19 protein-coding genes and 2 tRNA genes are annotated in these 17,494 nt (G+C 40.4%); 10 read left to right on the plus strand and 11 right to left on the minus strand.

The genetic code is table 11. From position 1 onward, the window contains the following. The first annotated feature begins 115 nt into the window (after positions 1–115). A complete protein-coding gene (locus FTV12_RS01045; RefSeq protein WP_180033409.1) occupies positions 116–622 on the plus strand; it encodes a copper resistance protein NlpE in 507 nt (168 codons plus the stop codon). Positions 623–692: 70 nt separating this feature from the next. Here the strand turns inward: FTV12_RS01045 and groL are convergent, their stop codons facing one another. The 4 genes from groL to FTV12_RS01065 form a co-directional block, all read right to left on the minus strand. After that, positions 693–2,327 carry a chaperonin GroEL gene (gene groL / locus FTV12_RS01050; protein WP_005234685.1) on the minus strand — a complete coding sequence of 545 codons (1,635 nt, stop codon included), beginning with the start codon at positions 2,325–2,327 and terminating at the stop codon, positions 693–695. Between the two features lie 69 nt (positions 2,328–2,396). After that, the gene (gene groES / locus FTV12_RS01055; RefSeq protein WP_004646315.1) at positions 2,397–2,687 is read right to left on the minus strand and encodes a co-chaperone GroES; all 291 of its coding nucleotides are present in this window, start codon (positions 2,685–2,687) and stop codon (positions 2,397–2,399) included. A 178-nt stretch (positions 2,688–2,865) separates the two neighbouring features. After that, positions 2,866–3,642: a metallophosphoesterase gene (locus FTV12_RS01060; RefSeq protein ID WP_180033410.1), complete on the minus strand. Its 777-nt coding sequence runs from the start codon at positions 3,640–3,642 to the stop codon at positions 2,866–2,868. Continuing rightward, positions 3,623–4,561, minus strand: coding sequence for a diacylglycerol kinase family protein (locus tag FTV12_RS01065; RefSeq protein ID WP_180033411.1), 939 nt, complete (start codon positions 4,559–4,561; stop codon positions 3,623–3,625). Before FTV12_RS01065 ends, FTV12_RS01060 begins: the two co-directional genes overlap by 20 nt. A 414-nt stretch (positions 4,562–4,975) precedes the next feature. Here FTV12_RS01065 and FTV12_RS01070 point away from each other — a divergent pair, with 414 nt between their 5' ends. The 3 genes from FTV12_RS01070 to FTV12_RS01080 all read left to right on the plus strand — a co-directional run bounded on the left by FTV12_RS01070 (position 4,976) and on the right by FTV12_RS01080 (position 9,072). Then, the gene (locus FTV12_RS01070; protein WP_180033412.1) at positions 4,976–6,805 is read left to right on the plus strand and encodes a phosphoenolpyruvate carboxykinase (GTP); all 1,830 of its coding nucleotides are present in this window, start codon (positions 4,976–4,978) and stop codon (positions 6,803–6,805) included. 355 nt (positions 6,806–7,160) lie between these two features. Beyond that, positions 7,161–8,513, plus strand: a complete 1,353-nt coding sequence (locus tag FTV12_RS01075; RefSeq protein ID WP_218949106.1) for an MFS transporter — start codon at positions 7,161–7,163, stop codon at positions 8,511–8,513. A gap of 136 nt (positions 8,514–8,649) precedes the next feature. Further along, a complete protein-coding gene (locus FTV12_RS01080) occupies positions 8,650–9,072 on the plus strand; it encodes a hypothetical protein (protein ID WP_034590028.1) in 423 nt (140 codons plus the stop codon). Positions 9,073–9,128: 56 nt separating this feature from the next. Here the strand turns inward: FTV12_RS01080 and FTV12_RS01085 are convergent, their stop codons facing one another. Continuing rightward, positions 9,129–9,797 (minus strand): methyltransferase, encoded by a 669-nt coding sequence (locus tag FTV12_RS01085; protein ID WP_034704932.1) that lies wholly within the window; start codon positions 9,795–9,797, stop codon positions 9,129–9,131. Between the two features lie 263 nt (positions 9,798–10,060). Beyond that, a complete protein-coding gene (folD, locus tag FTV12_RS01090; RefSeq protein WP_180033413.1) occupies positions 10,061–10,909 on the minus strand; it encodes a bifunctional methylenetetrahydrofolate dehydrogenase/methenyltetrahydrofolate cyclohydrolase FolD in 849 nt (282 codons plus the stop codon). 153 nt (positions 10,910–11,062) lie between these two features. On the opposite strand from folD, the gene FTV12_RS01095 reads away from it, so the two are divergent. Together FTV12_RS01095 and FTV12_RS01100 are read left to right on the plus strand one after the other, a co-directional pair. Beyond that, positions 11,063–11,136: transfer RNA gene (locus FTV12_RS01095), tRNA-Cys, on the plus strand. A gap of 11 nt (positions 11,137–11,147) precedes the next feature. After that, positions 11,148–11,233, plus strand: a tRNA-Leu gene (locus FTV12_RS01100). A gap of 131 nt (positions 11,234–11,364) precedes the next feature. Here the strand turns inward: FTV12_RS01100 and FTV12_RS01105 are convergent. The 3 genes from FTV12_RS01105 to FTV12_RS01115 all read right to left on the minus strand — a co-directional run bounded on the left by FTV12_RS01105 (position 11,365) and on the right by FTV12_RS01115 (position 13,839). Beyond that, entirely contained in the window at positions 11,365–12,270 is a 906-nt protein-coding gene (locus tag FTV12_RS01105) for a YafY family protein (RefSeq protein ID WP_180033414.1), read from the minus strand. A gap of 138 nt (positions 12,271–12,408) precedes the next feature. Continuing rightward, on the minus strand, positions 12,409–12,609 hold the full coding sequence (locus FTV12_RS01110) for a hypothetical protein (RefSeq protein WP_004782944.1): 201 nt from the start codon (positions 12,607–12,609) through the stop codon (positions 12,409–12,411). 237 nt (positions 12,610–12,846) lie between these two features. Continuing rightward, complete coding sequence (locus tag FTV12_RS01115) at positions 12,847–13,839, minus strand: NAD(P)H-quinone oxidoreductase (protein WP_180033415.1); 993 nt, start codon at positions 13,837–13,839, stop codon at positions 12,847–12,849. Between the two features lie 129 nt (positions 13,840–13,968). Here FTV12_RS01115 and FTV12_RS01120 point away from each other — a divergent pair, with 129 nt between their 5' ends. Together FTV12_RS01120 and FTV12_RS01125 are read left to right on the plus strand one after the other, a co-directional pair. Beyond that, positions 13,969–14,409, plus strand: a complete 441-nt coding sequence (locus FTV12_RS01120; protein WP_180033416.1) for an N-acetyltransferase — start codon at positions 13,969–13,971, stop codon at positions 14,407–14,409. 24 nt (positions 14,410–14,433) lie between these two features. Further along, the gene (locus FTV12_RS01125) at positions 14,434–14,778 is read left to right on the plus strand and encodes a co-chaperone YbbN (RefSeq protein ID WP_180033417.1); all 345 of its coding nucleotides are present in this window, start codon (positions 14,434–14,436) and stop codon (positions 14,776–14,778) included. A 17-nt stretch (positions 14,779–14,795) separates the two neighbouring features. On the opposite strand, the gene FTV12_RS01130 is transcribed toward FTV12_RS01125, so the two are convergent. Then, on the minus strand, positions 14,796–15,056 hold the full coding sequence (locus FTV12_RS01130) for a DUF2798 domain-containing protein (protein WP_180033418.1): 261 nt from the start codon (positions 15,054–15,056) through the stop codon (positions 14,796–14,798). 72 nt (positions 15,057–15,128) lie between these two features. Then, on the minus strand, positions 15,129–15,644 hold the full coding sequence (locus FTV12_RS01135; RefSeq protein ID WP_180033419.1) for a PadR family transcriptional regulator: 516 nt from the start codon (positions 15,642–15,644) through the stop codon (positions 15,129–15,131). 156 nt (positions 15,645–15,800) lie between these two features. On the opposite strand from FTV12_RS01135, the gene FTV12_RS01140 reads away from it, so the two are divergent. Together FTV12_RS01140 and FTV12_RS01145 are read left to right on the plus strand one after the other, a co-directional pair. Next, positions 15,801–16,934, plus strand: coding sequence for a PD-(D/E)XK nuclease family protein (locus tag FTV12_RS01140; protein WP_180033420.1), 1,134 nt, complete (start codon positions 15,801–15,803; stop codon positions 16,932–16,934). Continuing rightward, positions 16,909–17,466: an O-acetyl-ADP-ribose deacetylase gene (locus FTV12_RS01145; RefSeq protein WP_180033421.1), complete on the plus strand. Its 558-nt coding sequence runs from the start codon at positions 16,909–16,911 to the stop codon at positions 17,464–17,466. The genes FTV12_RS01140 and FTV12_RS01145 overlap by 26 nt, the downstream gene beginning before the upstream one ends. Positions 17,467–17,494: the final 28 nt, after the last annotated feature.

The raw sequence follows: 17,494 nt of genomic DNA on the forward strand, positions 1-17,494 counted from the left end.
ATATATTTAATCCGTTTCACTTAACGAATCAATTTTTAACAAGATCTCTCTGTATATTGATAGCTCATACTTTTAATGTAAATCCTAATACAGAAGAACAAGAGGATGATCTTCAATGAAAAAAATATTATGGCCTGCTTTATTGGTAGTAACAGTTACTAGTTTAAGTGCATGTTCTAAACAGAATGACCGCGATATGGTCAGTGCAGATACTCAATCTAATACCACAAATGCTCCTGTTACTACAGAGACTACAAATAGTCAAAGCAATATGAGTACTAAGATGAGCAGTAATGCCACTGCCAACTCAAACTGGGCAGGTGAATATGAAGGTGTTTTCCCGTGTGCTGACTGCGAAGGTATTAAAGTTGAACTAGATCTTAATCCTGACAAAACTTATGAATTGAGTGAGGAATATTTAGGTAAAACTGGAAATAATGAAACTGAAACCAAAGGTAGCTTCACTTTCGATCCTCAACAACCTTCTATTATCGTCCTAGATGGAAAAGCTGAAAACCGGAAGTTTTATGTAGGTGATAATTTCGTTGAAGCTCGTGATATAGAAACAGGTAGGGAAATACAGAGTAATCTGAATTATAAATTAGTTAAAAAATCACCTTAATTATTTTCTAACTTAATAAAAAATCCCCGCAAATGCGGGGATTTTTTACATCATATGATCGAACGATGAATTACATCATACCGCCCATACCACCCATGCCGCCCATATCAGGCATAGCTGGTTTTTCTTCTGGAATTTCAGTAATCATACATTCTGTTGTTAACATCAAGCCAGCAACAGAAGCTGCATGCTCAAGTGCAGAACGAGTTACTTTAGCAGGGTCAAGAATACCCATTTCCAGCATGTCACCGTATTCGCCTGTCGCAGCGTTATAGCCATAGTTACCTTCACCGTTCTTCACAGCATTGATCACTACAGATGGCTCATCACCAGCATTGGCTACGATTTGACGAAGAGGAGCTTCGATTGCACGACGAAGAATGTTGATACCTACGTTTTGGTCATCGTTAGCACCAGTCAGACCATCAAGTGCAGATGCAGCACGTACCAGTGCAACACCACCACCCGCAACAACACCTTCTTCAACTGCAGCACGAGTTGCATGAAGTGCGTCGTCTACACGGTCTTTCTTTTCTTTCATTTCAACTTCAGTTGCAGCACCGATTTTGATAACTGCTACACCGCCTGCCAATTTAGCAACGCGTTCTTGAAGTTTTTCTTTGTCGTATTCAGAAGTAGATTCTTCGATTTGTGCACGGATTTGCTGAACACGCTCAGAAATCTGATTTGCATCACCAGCACCATCAACAATCACTGTATTTTCTTTAGATACAGTCACTTTGTGTGCAGTACCTAAGTGTTCAAGTGAAGTTTGATCTAACTGCATACCGATTTCTTCAGAAATCACAGTACCGCCAGTCAGGATCGCGATATCTTGAAGCATTGCTTTACGACGGTCACCGAAGCCAGGTGCTTTAACCGCACATACTTTGATAATGCCGCGCATGTTGTTCACTACAAGTGTAGCCAATGCTTCGCCTTCAACATCTTCAGCGATGATAAGAAGAGGCTTACCAGTTTTCGCAACAGCTTCTAGAACAGTGATCAATTCACGGATGTTACTGATTTTCTTGTCAACCAACAGGATGTATGGGTTTTCAAGTTCAGCAGTTAAAGTGTCTTGTTTATTTGCAAAGTATGGAGAAATATAACCGCGGTCAAACTGCATACCTTCTACAACATCAAGCGAATCTTCAAAGCCTGAACCTTCTTCAACAGTGATTACGCCTTCTTTGCCCACTTTTTCCATTGCTTGTGCAATCAGAGAACCAACAGTGGTGTCAGAGTTTGCAGAGATCGAACCGACTTGCTCAATCGCTTTAGAATCAGAAGCTGGTTTTGCAGTTTGTTTAATATTTTCAACAACAGTTTTCACTGCAAGGTCGATACCACGTTTCAGATCCATTGGGTTCATACCCGCAGTTACTGACTTAATACCTTCGTTCAGTATTGCTTGAGCCAATACAGTTGCAGTTGTTGTACCGTCACCTGCGATATCATTGGTTTTTGAAGAAACTTCACGAACCAGTTGCGCACCCATGTTTTCGAATTTGTCTTTTAGGGTGATTTCTTTCGCAACAGATACACCATCTTTAGTGATGTGCGGTGCACCGAAAGAACGGTCGATTACAACGTTACGGCCTTTAGGACCTAAAGTCACTTTCACCGCATCTGCAAGGATGTTCACACCAGCGATCATTTTTGAACGAGCTGAATCACCAAATTTTACGTCTTTAGCTGACATATTTGACTCCGAATATTGTTATATCTTTACAAAATCTGAATTGGAATGAGTAAAACGATCTGGCGCAGATTAAGCTTCTAATACTGCCAGAATGTCAGACTCTTTCATGATTAAAAGTTCTTCGCCGTTTACTTTTACAGTTGTACCTGCATAAGTACCGAACAATACTTTGTCGCCAACTTTTACGTCTAACGCGCGTACGCCATTGTCAGTGATTTGACCATTACCAACTGCAATGATTTCACCTTGTGCAGGTTTTTCAGCAGCAGAACCTGGAAGTAAGATGCCCCCAGCTGTTTTTGTTTCTTCTTCAACACGACGAATAACAACGCGGTCATGTAATGGACGAATGTTGCTCATAAATAACTCCATCAGACTAAGTCTTTTTTAGATCACCGATGACGACTTATTTATTCCATTGGTCATCATCAAAATTTTTTGATGTCCTTTTTATGGAGATGGAATAAAACGCTTCAAGGGCAAAAATGAAAAAAAATTGGTTTTTTTTTAATTTTTTGATGGATTGCGTATTTTTTGTCTATTTATTTATGGGATCAGGCTGTGGAACAAAGGTTTTTAACTGTTCATCAAAACAATATTGCGTAATTTTTCCTGTTTCATCAATTGCATTAAAGCTATTCGGCTGATTCTTATGGAGCCGATGTGACGCAGAAGTCCCTGCATGTACATCATAAACCGGATGATTTCCTCCCAATTCGAATATACGGTTCAAATCATAGACTGCGGTACGATGCAAATGCCCATGCAATACAGCAAACAGCCCATGCTGCGACCAGGACTCCAATGCAATTTTGGCCATCAGGGGAATATCCTTAAAACCCTGCCTATTCTGAAATGGCACATAAAAAGGTTGATGACTGACAATAATCTTGATTTTGGAATCAGGTGCCTGCTGTAGTTTCAGGTCAATCCTTTGAATCTGTTCGAGTGATAAATGCCCTTTAGTATGATATCGACGTCTAATCGAATTTACCCCAATCAGATAAAAATGTTCGGTTTCTAAAACAGGCTCGAGTTCACCGAAAAATAATTGATAACGGGTAAATGGAGTAAATAATCGATTCCATAAATGATAAAGCGGAATATCATGATTCCCCGGGATCACAAGATAAGGCGTATTCAACTGATCCAGAAACCGTTTACAAGCAAAGAACTGCCCCAAACGTGCTCGCTGGGTGAGATCGCCGCTGACTACCACCGCTTCCAATGCATGATCCCGACAAAATTGTTGGATGGCTTCCAAACATTCAGGCCTTTCTGTACCAAAATGCAGATCAGAGAGATGCAGAATCATGAGGCACCATTACACTTAAACTATTTTTTAAAACTGAAATATTTAAAGGTGGTGTCATTTCTACCGTTTCTCCATCTATAGCTACCATTAATTTTTTGCGTTTAGACTCAATTCGCACCTGATCTGCAGCAAAACTATAGACATCAGAGGCTTGATCAATCTTGCCCCGAATTAACTGATATACCAGCTTGAATAACGTCAGCTTGTCACTTTTGGAGACCACAACCCCAGCCACCTTCCCTTGCTCAGCAGCTTGGGCAATCCGCATTTTCATGTCTGCCAGTTGAAGTGGATTATTACCAAAGAAAATCAGTGGAGTTTTGACCGGATATTTCTTTTGGTCTACCCAGATTTCTAGTTTTAATTCTTTACGGTCACGAATCAACACATCGAGTGCTGAGGTATAGGCATGTAAAGGTAGTCGACCAAAAATACGGTTATAGTCTTCACGTTTTTTAATAAATAAAGGATATAAGCCCAGACTAGCATTGTTCAGGTAGATTTCCTGATTAATACGCGCTACATGGATACATTTGGTTTGACCCGTTGCAATGACTTGTGCGGCTTCAACCAAATCTAAAGGAATATCCAGCAATCTTGCCGCATAGTTAAAAGTCCCTAAAGGCAATATTCCGACTGGAATATCAGTTTCAAGCAGGTGTTTGGCGACTGAATTGAGCGTTCCATCTCCTCCAGCCGCCACGATCACACCATGATCTGGCGATTGTTGATGCCGTTGCAGCACTTCAGCAATGACTTTTTTAAACTGTTCTGGAACGTTGATTTCAAAGGCTTTAGTCTCAAAATCATGCGCTGCAAAAATATCTAGTAATTGCTCATATTTTTCTTGTTGGTCGAATAGACGGAAACCAGAATTATGATTATAAATAATGGATAAGGGTTTAGATTGATTAGACATTTTTTACACAGATTGATGCACACCTATTGGCATTTTGTCCAATTCATAAACAATTAATAGTTGCTTTATGTAAAATTCGAATGGCGACCATTTATTTAATCAATAACAAATATAACTGAACAATTTTATTTAAAGGTTTGATTTAAATAAAAATAATTAAAATAAATACCACACATAAAGCTAATAAATACATATTTAAGATTTTGAATTTATTTATATCTTATTGTTTTATATAAATTTAAACAGAAAATAGCATAATATTCCAAATAAAATCCAGCACTTCTTTAGTCTTATTTTTTTGATGATTTTATGCTTTAATACAGCCACTTTTTTTCATATTTCATCTGGCCAGTATTTTATTGACCAGATTGTACTTTGTACAAAATTTTGTACACATTTGAGATAGGCCTCACCATGACCCAAGTGAACGCACCAGAATTCGTTCGTCACCCTAAGCTTATTGCATGGGTGGAAGAAATTGCTAAATTAACAAAACCAGCAAAAATTGAATGGTGTGACGGTAGCGCAGAAGAATATCAACGTTATATCGACTTGATGATCGCTAACGGCACAATGCAAGCGCTTAACCAAGAGAAACATCCTGGTTCTTATCTTGCAAATTCTGATCCTTCTGACGTTGCTCGTGTTGAAGACCGTACTTTTATCTGTTCTGCAAATAAAGAAGACGCTGGCGCGACCAATAACTGGGAAGATCCAGCAGTTATGTGCGAAAAATTGAATGGTCTGTTTGACGGTTCAATGAAAGGTCGTACCCTGTATGTGGTTCCATTCTCTATGGGTCCTTTGGGTTCACACATTGCGCACATCGGTATCGAATTAACTGACTCTCCTTATGTGGCAGTCAGCATGTCTAAAATGGCTCGTATGGGTAAAGCTGTTTATGACGTTCTAGGTACAGATGGCGAATTTGTCCCTTGCGTACACACTGTGGGTGCACCACTTGAAGAAGGTCAAAAAGATGTTGCTTGGCCTTGCAACAAAGAAAAATACATCGTGCACTACCCAGAAACTCGTGAAATCTGGTCATTTGGTTCTGGTTACGGCGGTAACGCATTGTTAGGTAAAAAATGCCTGGCTTTACGTATTGCATCTTATATGGGTCGTCAACAAGGCTGGTTAGCTGAACATATGCTAATCCTTGGCGTGACTAGCCCTAAAGGCGAAAAACACTACATCGCAGCTGCATTCCCATCTGCTTGTGGTAAAACAAACTTCGCGATGCTGATTCCACCAGCAGGTTATGAAGGTTGGAAAATTGAAACTGTAGGTGACGATATTGCCTGGATCAAACCAGGTGAAGATGGTCGCTTATATGCAATCAACCCTGAAGCTGGTTTCTTCGGTGTAGCTCCTGGTACAAATACCAAAACTAACCCGAACTGTATGGCAACGCTTCATAAAGACGTGATCTATACAAACGTTGCTGTAACTGACAACGGTGAAGTTTGGTGGGAAGGTCTGACTAAAGAAGCTCCTGCGAATCTGACTAACTGGAAAGGTCAACCACACACTGGCGAAGAAAAAGCGGCTCATCCGAATGCTCGTTTCACAGTTTCTGCTGGTCAATGCCCTTCTATCGATGCGGATTGGGAAAATCCAGCGGGTGTTCCAATTTCAGCGTTCATCTTCGGTGGTCGCCGTGCAGACACAGTGCCTCTAATTTCAGAAGCATTTGACTGGGTTGATGGTGTTTATAAAGCTGCAACCATGGGTTCTGAAACAACTGCTGCTGCTGTTGGTCAACAAGGTATCGTTCGTCGCGACCCATTTGCGATGCTTCCATTTGCTGGCTACAACATGGCTGACTACTTCACTCACTGGTTAGAAATGGGTGAGAAAGTTGGCGAGAAAGCTGCTGCTGCTGGTAACAAGCTTCCTGGTATCTACAACGTGAACTGGTTCCGTCGTGATGCTGAAGGTAACTTCGTATGGCCTGGTTTCGGTCAAAACATGCGTGTTCTTGAGTGGATCATCGATCGTTGTGAAGGTCGTGCTGATGCTGTTGAAACTCCAATCGGCCGTGTACCTACTTACGAACAGCTAAACTGGACTGGTTCTGATTTCACTAAAGAACAATTTGACCTGGTAACTTCTCAAGACAAAGATCAATGGATCAAAGAACTTGAAAGCCACACTGAATTGTTCAACAAATTAGGTGATCGTCTGCCAGAAGCGTTGAAAAAACGCCAAGCTGAACTTCTTGAAGCGGTTAAATCTGCTTAATTGCTGATTTAATTTTAAAAAGGTCGCGTAAGCGGCCTTTTTTATTATCTTAAGATAAGGTTAAAGCCAATTTTTTAATCTATTTTACATCTAAATAAAAACTACCTTTACCATTCATTAATCCCCTTAAAGAACAGCATTTAACCAGTTAATCTAATATAAAAATCAAGCAATTACTCTAAACAAATGGTAAATTTATGTTTTATAAAAATATTTGAAAACTACATTATTTATTAAGACTAAAGTCCTATAAAAAGAGAAAACTTGGAGGCGTATAAGTATATGAAATCTCCTCACTTTCTCTCTCACTAAAACATAACTTTTTAGATTTTATAGCAATGAAAATTTAAAAAAGATGTGTTTTACAGCATTCCTTTGGAGCAATGTTGTGAATCAGCCACTTCCTGAAGCTGCTACACCGCAGCTTGATCGTAAAACACGGGTTAAATCTATTCTCGGTGGTTCTGCAGGTAACCTGGTCGAATGGTACGACTGGTATGTTTATGCAGCCTTTACCTTATATTTCGCTTCACAGTTCTTCCCTAATGGCGACAATACCGTCAAACTTCTTCAGGCTGCTGCTGTATTCGCACTTGGTTTCTTGATGCGTCCGATTGGCGCATGGATTATGGGAATTTACGCTGACCGCAAAGGTCGTAAAGCAGGTTTGACCCTATCCGTTTCTCTAATGTGTGTAGGTTCCTTGATTATTGCCTGTGCACCCACCTATGATTCAGTGGGCATGCTCGCCCCTGCGCTGCTGTTATTTGCTCGTTTATTACAAGGTTTGAGTGTAGGTGGTGAATACGGTTCAAGTGCCACTTACTTGACTGAAATGGCAGGTAAAAATCATCGTGGTTTCTACTCAAGCTTCCAGTATGTGACCCTGATCTCAGGTCAACTATTGGCACTCTGTGTCTTGATCTTCCTACAACGCACTTTGACTGAAGCACAACTCACTGAATGGGGCTGGCGTATTCCCTTCCTGATTGGTGCATTCTTAGCGATTGTGGTGTTCTGGATCCGTCGCGGTCTGGTAGAAACACAATCTTCAAAACAGGCTGTTGAACAGGCGAAAAAAGGTGGCCCTAAATCCGGTGCCTTAGCTTTATTCACTAAATATCCTAAACAGGCATTTACCGTGATCATGCTAACTGCAGGTGGTACTTTAGCTTTCAATACTTTCACTACTTATTTGCAGAAATATCTGGTGAACACCTCAGGATTTGAAAAAACCACAGCGACTGAAATCACGACTCTTGCGATCTTTGTATTCATGCTCTTGCAACCTGTGATTGGTGCACTTTCTGACAAGATCGGCCGTAAGCCAATCATGATTGCCTTTGGTGTGCTTGGTGTACTATTTACCATTCCTATCTTTAATGGCTTAGGCTCAACTACCAACCCAACTACAGCATTCATGCTGTGTATGAGTGGTATGGTGATTGTGACTGGTTACACAGCGATTAATGCCGTAGTGAAAGCTGAGCTATTCCCTGCCCATATCCGTGCCTTAGGCGTAGCTTTGCCTTATGCGATTGCCAATACACTATTTGGGGGTACAGCAGAACTGGTGGCTTTAAGCTTTAAAAATGCCGGCCATGAAAACTACTTCTTCTATTACATTACTTTTATGATTGGCCTGTCGCTGCTCACTTATGTCTTTATGAAAGACACTAAAAAGCACAGCATGATTACTGATGACTAAGTAACTGTATTGCTTTAGGAGCTTTCCGGATGGAAACATTCGGAAAGCTTTTTTATTGGAATTTTATGTTTACTGCCATTCCGCTATTTCGTTGCTATGGCATACTTGTCTGATAAAAATACGGGAAATCATCATGATGAAAAAAACAGTTTTTTTACTCGGCTTAACTATCGGCACTTTAGGCCTGACAGCATGTCAGACGGCACCTCAACAATTTAACGGTCAGACCGGTTATGAAATTCTGGAACGTTCAGAAAATTCCGCAACCTTAAGCTATACATTAGCAGGACGACCAAGTCAGGATGAAAACAGGTTACAGGCTGCTTGCAGACAAGTTCTTGGAACCTCTAAAAGTTATAATATCCAGATTATTAATAGTCAGGAAATAGTTAACCCAACTCCTGAACAGGTTCAGTATGGCCGTCAACTCGGGGATAGCCGCACCCAAATCAGTTTGAGTAATACACCTGATTTATATAACAGTGAAAATCCGGGTGCCCGAGAGGCATTAGAAGCTCGCCCTACCACTGTACGTGTGATTCGTTATACTTGCTCATAAAACAGAGCATAAAAAAGGGCTTGATGCCCTTTTTTTTCTTTTTCAATTCTTGGATGTTATTTAGTTCGATAGAAGCTGACATTACGGAATTCTGGTGATTCATCCAGATCTGGCCAGGTAGTCGCACTACGTTCATCCAGTTTGAGATATTGCGGATGACTAAAATTTTTCACCCGACTATCTGCGACCCAGACTTCTGGTGCAAATTTCAGGAATTCATCCAGGAAGAAACGGTTACACTGATCATAAAGCACATCTGCCGCTAGCAGTATATCCACCTGTTCTGCTTTATAGAGATCATCCAGATATTCCAGCTCAACATCATTTAACTCAGCATTGGCACGACAGGCATTCAGACTGACCTGATCGATATCACAACAGATCACACGTTTGGCTCCTGCCATTTTCGCTGCAATAGCAACAACACCTGATCCTGCACCAAAATCTAGTACCACTTTGTCTTTGACATGATGCGGTTCAGCCAGCAACCACTGTGCCATGGCCAATCCTGATGCCCAGCAGAAGATCCAGTACGGCGTATCATTCCAGATACGACGAATCACTTCATCATCTAGTTTGTCTGTCGGAAAGACTGGTGGAATCAGCCAGAGTGAAATCGGTGTTTCTGGTAGCTGCTGTGCCATCAGTTCACAATTAGGAATAACTTGGTGTAAGGCTTGAAGTAAATGCTCAGGGGCTTTAGGAAATTGGAAAGTACAGCTCATGAAGAAAGCCTTGATGCGAAAATATCTTTATTGGAATTTATACATTAATCGGATACATGACCACGTCATTCGCAGCTGTTCGAGGCAGGCTGAAATCTAATTCGTCCTGTTTTTGCGACACATCAACCACGCAAAAGAAATATGACGAGTTCTGCGAATGACAAATGGTTTTGGTTACTTTTGCCGAAACAAAAGTAACGAATGAGCTTCTTACATCTATAGTCACAACGATACAACTCCGCCGTAACTAATTAAAATTTCAATTAACCCAAAGCCTTCTCAGCAGCTTCTACAGTTTGACGAATCAGCGTAGTGATTGTCATAGGACCTACACCACCCGGAACTGGGGTATAAGCAGAAGCGATTTCTTCGATACCGACTAATTGAATATCACCCACACCACCGCCATCACGTGGGTGGAAGCCAGCATCAACAACCACTGCACCTGGTTTAATCCAGTCTTTCTGGATCAGTTCAGCTTTACCCACAGCACCTACAACGATGTCAGCCTGTTTTACAAATTCAGGCAAGTTTTGAGTACGTGAATGGCAAATGGTCACTGTAGCATTCGCTTCAAGCAACATTGCTGCCATTGGTTTACCTAGAATCGCAGAACGACCAACCACTACAGCATGTTTACCTGCGATTTCAATATTGTTTTCTTTCAGGATGGTCATGATACCTGCAGGAGTAGCAGAACCGTAAGCTGCTTCACCCATCGCCATACGACCATAGCCCAGACAAGTCACACCATCGACGTCTTTTTCAAGCGAGATAGCATCAAAACAAGCACGTTCATCAATTTGCGCAGGTACTGGGTGTTGTAAAAGAATACCGTGAACATCCGGATTTGCATTCAGTTTTTCAATTTCAGCAAGCAATTCTTCAGTAGTCGTTTCTTTTGGAAGCTCAACTTTTAGTGAATCCATACCAACACGGCGGCAAGCATTACCTTTCATACGTACATAAGTTGCAGATGCGCCATCGTCACCCACCAAAATAGTCGCAAGAATTGGAGTACGACCTGACTTTGCTTTCAGCGCTTCTACGCGAGTTAACAAGTCAGCTTCAATTTGCTTCGCCAATGCACGACCGTCTAAAACTAATGCCACGGCACTTCTCCCAAGTGTTGATATGAATCAATTTTGCACATTCTACATGATAATTCTGAATATTTTCCGCCATATGCTGTTTTTATGCGCATACAAATGAATATCCTATTGTTTTTTTTTCAGAGCTTGATAATATACGCATCAACAAGACGCGGCGGGGTGGCAGAGTGGTCATGCAGCGGACTGCAACTCCGTGGACGCCGGTTCGATTCCGACCTCCGCCTCCAATCTTGTTAAAGCCCGAGTGGTGAAATCGGTAGACACAGGGGATTTAAAATCCCCCGCCCACAAAGCGTGCCAGTTCGAGTCTGGCCTCGGGCACCATTCTTCTACTACTGAAGATGGTGCAAATAAAGAACCCAGCGAAAGCTGGTTTTTTTATGCCTGTAATTTGCTAAATCTAATTCTCAATAGAATTCTATAAGCATTCAACAACCTGCTCTGCTTTCAAAATATTATCCAGCAGAGCGTAAATAACCTTCCAGATCCTGTTCCAGTTTTTCCTGAAAATGAATCGGCTCAATGATCTTTACATACGGTAGCCAGTAACGTACCAGTGGCAATAACTGCATTTCATGACGAATCTGACAACTAATTAACAATTCTCCAGACTCTGATTCCTGTTCGATCTGCTGTTCCGGAAATAAACGGCGCTCTTTAAAAAATACCGTGACTTCAGGTTGCACCTTCATCAAAACCTGCTGTTTTTGCTGACCAAACCAGATGCTGTCTTCATCTGCCAGCATTTTCAGAACTTCAGGATCATGCTCAAAGCTTTCATTTTCAAAAACCAGTTTGACTTCCTGCAACTGACTTAAACGATAAGTTTTGAGTTCAGCTTCAGTGACACCAGCCAGATACCAGATGCCATGATGATGAATCAATCGGTATGGCTGGATGATTCGTGCCTGATCGGAATATTGCAGCTCAATCTGCTGCCGTTTATAGATCGCCCCTGCAAGCAGCTTGAAATGCTCGGCAAACTGTTTGGCATCTTCAAAATAATAGCCTTTTGCCGAAAATACCTGATTTGCCCGCTCATCCAGCAATTCACGAATAAAAGATATATCCAGTGCCGGATACAAGTCACTGATTCCGGATAACTGTGCAAAATTCTGGATATCCTGTAACTTGAAACGCCCTAAATATGAAGGTTCAAGATAATAGCGTTTAGTATTTTCATCCTGTATGAGCGGTAAATACGCATTTAGACGAACAAAATCACGCTCAATGGTACGGGTGCTGACCTGAAATTCTCGTGCCAGCTCCTGCACACTCAACTGATGCCCTATATTAAGTTTGGTTAAAATATTTGCCAAACGGTCTGCGAGGCGCTCATGCGTTGACGCATTGCCCTTCATAAATACCCTCTTCGTGCCGCTTGTGCAGCACAATGAATCATCTGCTTAGAATTTTTAAATTATGGGAAAATTATACAGCCAAATAAAAACGAGATTAGAGTTATTCACTTCAACTTAAGGCTAATAGCAAGGTGTTTTTTAAGATTTTTTACGACGTTTGTAGTGAGGTTTCGGTGCTGAGTGGCTCAGCCGTTCCATATAGCGTTCCAGATGCAACATGGCTTGATACAGCTTGTGTAGATCGGAACGAAGTAACTGATTACGGATAATCGCTTTATGCAAACGCTTCAATGCACGAAAGCCATGTTCATGCGTATAAGGGGTGGACACTATCTTCATAATATACTTCCTTTTAATACGTGACATTTCATCAAATACCAAACAATTTAGTCAGATTATATTTAAGCGCTAATTTACTCCTCAGTTTTGACAGGTTGTGTCGAATAATCGACACTTTTTACCGTTTTTTAAAATTTATATCCCTATTTCAAGCAATTAATTTAAATTAGTTATCTTTTTTTATGCAAAATAAAAGCCAACAAAAGTTGGCTTTTAGTATTTCTATCACAAGAATAATTAGATGATTTCCACCACAATCTTACCGATATGTTCACCCGTATCCATCGTTGCATGCGCATCCTGAATCTGGTCAAATTTGAAGGTTTTATAGATCATCGGTAAACATTCACCTTTTGCCCAGAGTGGTGCCACATGCTCTTTCAGGCCTTGGGCAATTTCAGCTTTCTCAGCCGTATTGCGTGCACGCATGGTGGAACCGGTAATGGTCAAACGTTTCATCATGATTTGACCCAATTTTACATCCTTAGCTTTAGCGCCGCCCAGGAATGCGATATACACCAGACGACCATCACGACGCAGCAGATTCAGATTTTTCTCTAGGTACGGCGCACCCACCATATCCAGAATCACATCTACACCGGCATTATCCGTAGCTTCATTGATGACCTGCTCAAAGTCTTGGGTCTTGTAATTGATTCCTGTGGTCAGATGTGAAATCGCCTGAATTTTTTCATCACTGCCTGCTGTCGCGAAGGTTTTGATGCCTAATGATTTGCACAGCATTAAGGCCGTGGTTCCGATTCCGCTAGTTCCGCCATGAATCAGTACAGTCTCTCCTGCCTTAGCCTTACCCATCTGGAACACATTTGCCCAGACAGTGAAAAAAGTTTCAGGAATCGCTGCAGCCTGTACAAAACTCACACCTTCAGGAATGTTTAAAGTCTGGCTTTCAGGCACGACGCAATATTCTGCATAACCACCGCCATTGGTCAGACCACAGACTTTGTCACCTACTTTAAACTGGCTTACTTCATTCCCGACTGCAACCACTTCACCGGCAACTTCCAGACCCGGTACAGGAGTCACTCCCTTAGGCATTGGATACAAGCCCTGACGCTGCAAGATATCCGGACGGTTAATCCCGAAAGCATGTACCTTGACCAGCACTTCGTCTGCTTTAGGCTCAGGGATGGCAACGGTTTCATAAGCGAGTTTCTCTACACCACCCGGTTCTGTAATGATGACTTGTTGCATGCTGTATTGCGTCATGGATTCTTTCCCTAATATTCATGTTTCGTATTTTTCGAACTTATTTGAACATAGAAATGCTATGGATTGAAGCAGCATGGACTTATGTATAATCAGCTGCCTATTTAGTAAATTGATATAAGACCATTGATGACAATAATTATAAAAGCGAAAACAGAGGATATCGACGCTATTCTTGAGATCTGGTTCAAGGCTTCTTTAAAGGCACATGATTTTATTCCGGCTGATTATTGGAAAAATCAGCTGCTTCCAATGCGGGATCAATACCTACCTCTGGCAGAAAACTATGTCCTTAAAGAAAATCATACGGTGCTTGGCTTTGTTTCATTATTAAAATCGGAAAATATATTAGCTGCACTTTTCATTGATCCTGAGCAGCAAGGTGCTGGCTATGGCCGCCGTTTAGTTAATTTCTTAAAACAGCAATGCGATCAATTACATTTAAATGTCTATAATGCAAATACCTCAGCAGTCAGTTTTTACCAGAAGCGGGATTTTAAGATTATCAGTCAGGGAGTTGATGAGAATACTGGCCACGCAGAACTCAGTATGAGCTGGTTCAAGCCTTGATCTAATAAATATGAGGTAATTTCCATGTCAGCAGTTACTATCTATAACGAAGATAATTACCGCGAGTTTGAATGGTTTGAAGGCTTTGCTGTGATCCGTTTCTATGCTGACTGGTGCAAACCCTGTGTGCAGAATTTTCCAGTCTTTGCTGAATTGGCAGCACAATTTACCGAACATAAGCCAGCGATTAAGTTTGGCAAAATCAATGTCGATCAATCACCAATCCTAACCCTACGCTATAACGTCTATGGCCTGCCTTCCACCCTGATCTTTAGAAATGGACAGATCATTCAATGTATTGCTGGTGTCAAAAGCCTGACTGAAATGAAAGCCATATTGTCTCAAGTATTGGATAACTTCTCAGACTAATCCACTCCGACCAATCCCTATTTGGCAGACCGATCTGGCATTTCTACAAACTTCATCAGGAATTTACGTACTAGTGGCAGCACGACCAGAATCAATGGAAATGCCATCAGCCACGACATGCTCCAGGCATGCAGCCATAGAGAAATAAATTGGTCGCTCCAGCCTTTATTAATGAACATGTTAAAGCAGGAAATTGCACCACTCATGATGCCAGATAGAATCAGCGGCATCAGCCAAGCCAAATGTTTCGGGTGAAATTTTGGGAGATTGTTACTCATAGATGACCTTTTTACTTACTTCTCTTTTTTAAATTGATTTCGTGCTTTTACGGTTTGCTTCATATCGCGCTTTTATAGATGGTTAATCTTAGCTGCAGCCTGTTCAATCTGATCTGCGATTTCTTTGATCTGTTCAGCATTAATATCTGTTTGCAGTTTTAAACGTAGAGAAGCTTTGAGGTTCTCCATGGCTTGATTGATATCGCTATAGCGCTCATCAGTCTGAATACGTCGACGGGTTTCAAAGCGACTCAGGATTAGCTCAACAGCCTCTTTTTGAGCAGCAAGATGTTCAATGCCTTGAGAGGAAATGCTGTAGCGTTTACGCTCATCTGCTGTGATTTCTGCGGTAATGAATTGCTGTTCTTCCAGATAATTAATCGTTGGGCAAATCGTACCTGTACTCGGTTTATAGTTTCCGCCTACGAGCGCTGCCACGTCTTTGATAATGTCATAGCTGTACTTGGGTGCTTGAGCAATAAAATGCAGTACCAATAGCTTCATCTGCCCTGCTTCAAAGAGGCGTTTTCGGGGCTTGGGAGAGTTTTCTCGTTCTTCTGATAGGACAGAATCAGGAGTTTTAGACATAGTAAGATATATCTTAAATTGAATTAAGATATATCTTATCACAGGTAGATATAAAATTAAAAACTAAACTACTTTCGTATTAATTAGCGGCAATTTTTTATATTTTTATTTAGAATTCAAAGATATTAATCATAAATAGCGGTTTTAATCAATTTAATGTCAGAATTGAAACTCAAAGAGTTAGAAAAACTTTTATCTCAAGCAAAGAATTACAAACTAGATTTAAGAGAAAAGAATTTTTTTGAAACTGGTGCTCGTGGACATTATGAAAACCCCACCACAGATGTACTTGCATTTTTTCTTAATCCGGAAGAACCACATAATTTAAGTCACATCTTTCTTGATGCTTTAATTTCTTGTTTTCCTCAAGCAAGTCAAGCTCTTCACTTCGAAGAAGTAATTTGCGTAAAACGAGAAGTTCCTGTCTTAAAAGAAACGAATACTTACGCTCGTATAGATCTCTTCATTGAAACAACTACGAGTATCTTTGTCATTGAATGCAAAATTTACCATCACCAAAATGACAATCCGTTTGGCTTATACAAAAATTATGCTGAACAACGTGCTCAAAACACCCCAACAAACAAGAAAGTATATTGTGGTGTTCTTTGCCTTGATGGCTTCACACATGAAACTGATTGGCAAGGAATTTCTTATAGAAAGCTAGTTCAAGAATTAAAACCGAGATTAGCACAAGACACTTTTAATCAGCCATTTAATAAATGGATGATGTTTGCCAGAGAATTTATTTTACTTTTAGAAAGCTATTACCAAATGAATATTAACACTGAAAATTTAAATTTTATTCTTAATAATGCTCAAGCTATTGAAGATCTAATTAATTTAAGAGAAAAAACTTTTGATTCACTTCATGAATACATAGGAAATTTTATTCAGAATGAATTAAATGGGAAGTTTATCTACAAAAAGTCTGATGAGCATAACAATCATAAAAAAGAATTTTGGTTTGCAAATAGCAGGCTTGCTCCTAATAATTGGAGTGCCACAACTTTAGAAATCAAAGACTACAACTCTTCTCCTAGTTTTAAATTAAATATTTATTTGCTTATTAATTCAAATATGGATACTAATAAATTAAAAGAAAAATTTCCTGCTTTTGATCTTTTGTTATCAAATGAGAACTATCAATGGGAAAATAAACAATATTTAAAAGGTCAATATTCACTTTCTACATTAGATTTAGCAGCAGTAAGTAAAATTTGTGCAGATGCATCTAAAACTATCACCGAGATATATTTAGAAAATGAAAAAAATTGTCAGCCTAATTAAAACAGACATCACCAACTTAAAAGTAGATGCCATCGTTAACTCAGCCAATAAATCCTTATTGGGTGGAGGTGGCGTAGATTACATCATCCACAAAAAAGCTGGTGCCGAGATGCAACAGGAATGTCGCAAAATTCATGATGAAATTGGTGGCTCACTTCCGAATGGTCAAGCGGTAATTACCACAGCCGGGAATTTACCTGCCAAATATTTGATCCATACCGTTGGTCCTCGCTGGTTAGGCGGTTCTAAAAATGAGGCTGAAGAACTCTGTAATGCTTATCTAAACAGTCTAGTTAAAGCTAATGAGGTAAAGGCAAAAAGTATCTCCTTCCCTAATATCTCAACAGGTGTATATAACTATCCGAAACAGGAGGCAGCAGAAATCGCAATTGGAACAGTACTTTCAAGCCTACCCAACTTTGAACATATCGAGCAGGTGTATTTTGTCTGCTATGACCAAGAAAATTACAATATTTATAAGTCTATTCTGTCCAACTTGGATGACCCCAAAATTCAAATTAACATCATCTAAAATAGAAAAACCCGCCTTACAGCGGGTT

Origin of the sequence: Acinetobacter sp. YH12233, from assembly GCF_013417725.1 — a bacterium.
In the GTDB taxonomy this organism is placed as follows: Bacteria; Pseudomonadota; Gammaproteobacteria; order Pseudomonadales; family Moraxellaceae; genus Acinetobacter.

Bases quoted from the DNA above. Each gene is read 5' to 3' on its own strand.
- FTV12_RS01115 (WP_180033415.1), bottom strand. From the start codon at position 13,839: ATGACGCAATACAGCATGCAACAAGTCATCATTACAGAACCGGGTGGT.
- FTV12_RS01085 (WP_034704932.1), bottom strand. From the start codon at position 9,797: ATGAGCTGTACTTTCCAATTTCCTAAAGCCCCTGAGCATTTACTTCAA.
- FTV12_RS01080 (WP_034590028.1), top strand. From the start codon at position 8,650: ATGAAAAAAACAGTTTTTTTACTCGGCTTAACTATCGGCACTTTAGGC.
- FTV12_RS01070 (WP_180033412.1), top strand. From the start codon at position 4,976: ATGACCCAAGTGAACGCACCAGAATTCGTTCGTCACCCTAAGCTTATT.
- FTV12_RS01060 (WP_180033410.1), bottom strand. From the start codon at position 3,642: ATGATTCTGCATCTCTCTGATCTGCATTTTGGTACAGAAAGGCCTGAA.
- FTV12_RS01130 (WP_180033418.1), bottom strand. From the start codon at position 15,056: ATGAGTAACAATCTCCCAAAATTTCACCCGAAACATTTGGCTTGGCTG.
- FTV12_RS01105 (WP_180033414.1), bottom strand. From the start codon at position 12,270: ATGAAGGGCAATGCGTCAACGCATGAGCGCCTCGCAGACCGTTTGGCA.
- FTV12_RS01145 (WP_180033421.1), top strand. From the start codon at position 16,909: ATGAAAAAAATTGTCAGCCTAATTAAAACAGACATCACCAACTTAAAA.
- FTV12_RS01045 (WP_180033409.1), top strand. From the start codon at position 116: ATGAAAAAAATATTATGGCCTGCTTTATTGGTAGTAACAGTTACTAGT.
- FTV12_RS01120 (WP_180033416.1), top strand. From the start codon at position 13,969: ATGACAATAATTATAAAAGCGAAAACAGAGGATATCGACGCTATTCTT.
- FTV12_RS01110 (WP_004782944.1), bottom strand. From the start codon at position 12,609: ATGAAGATAGTGTCCACCCCTTATACGCATGAACATGGCTTTCGTGCA.
- groL (WP_005234685.1), bottom strand. From the start codon at position 2,327: ATGTCAGCTAAAGACGTAAAATTTGGTGATTCAGCTCGTTCAAAAATG.
- FTV12_RS01135 (WP_180033419.1), bottom strand. From the start codon at position 15,644: ATGTCTAAAACTCCTGATTCTGTCCTATCAGAAGAACGAGAAAACTCT.
- groES (WP_004646315.1), bottom strand. From the start codon at position 2,687: ATGAGCAACATTCGTCCATTACATGACCGCGTTGTTATTCGTCGTGTT.
- FTV12_RS01075 (WP_218949106.1), top strand. From the start codon at position 7,161: ATGTGTTTTACAGCATTCCTTTGGAGCAATGTTGTGAATCAGCCACTT.
- FTV12_RS01140 (WP_180033420.1), top strand. From the start codon at position 15,801: ATGTCAGAATTGAAACTCAAAGAGTTAGAAAAACTTTTATCTCAAGCA.
- FTV12_RS01065 (WP_180033411.1), bottom strand. From the start codon at position 4,561: ATGTCTAATCAATCTAAACCCTTATCCATTATTTATAATCATAATTCT.
- FTV12_RS01125 (WP_180033417.1), top strand. From the start codon at position 14,434: ATGTCAGCAGTTACTATCTATAACGAAGATAATTACCGCGAGTTTGAA.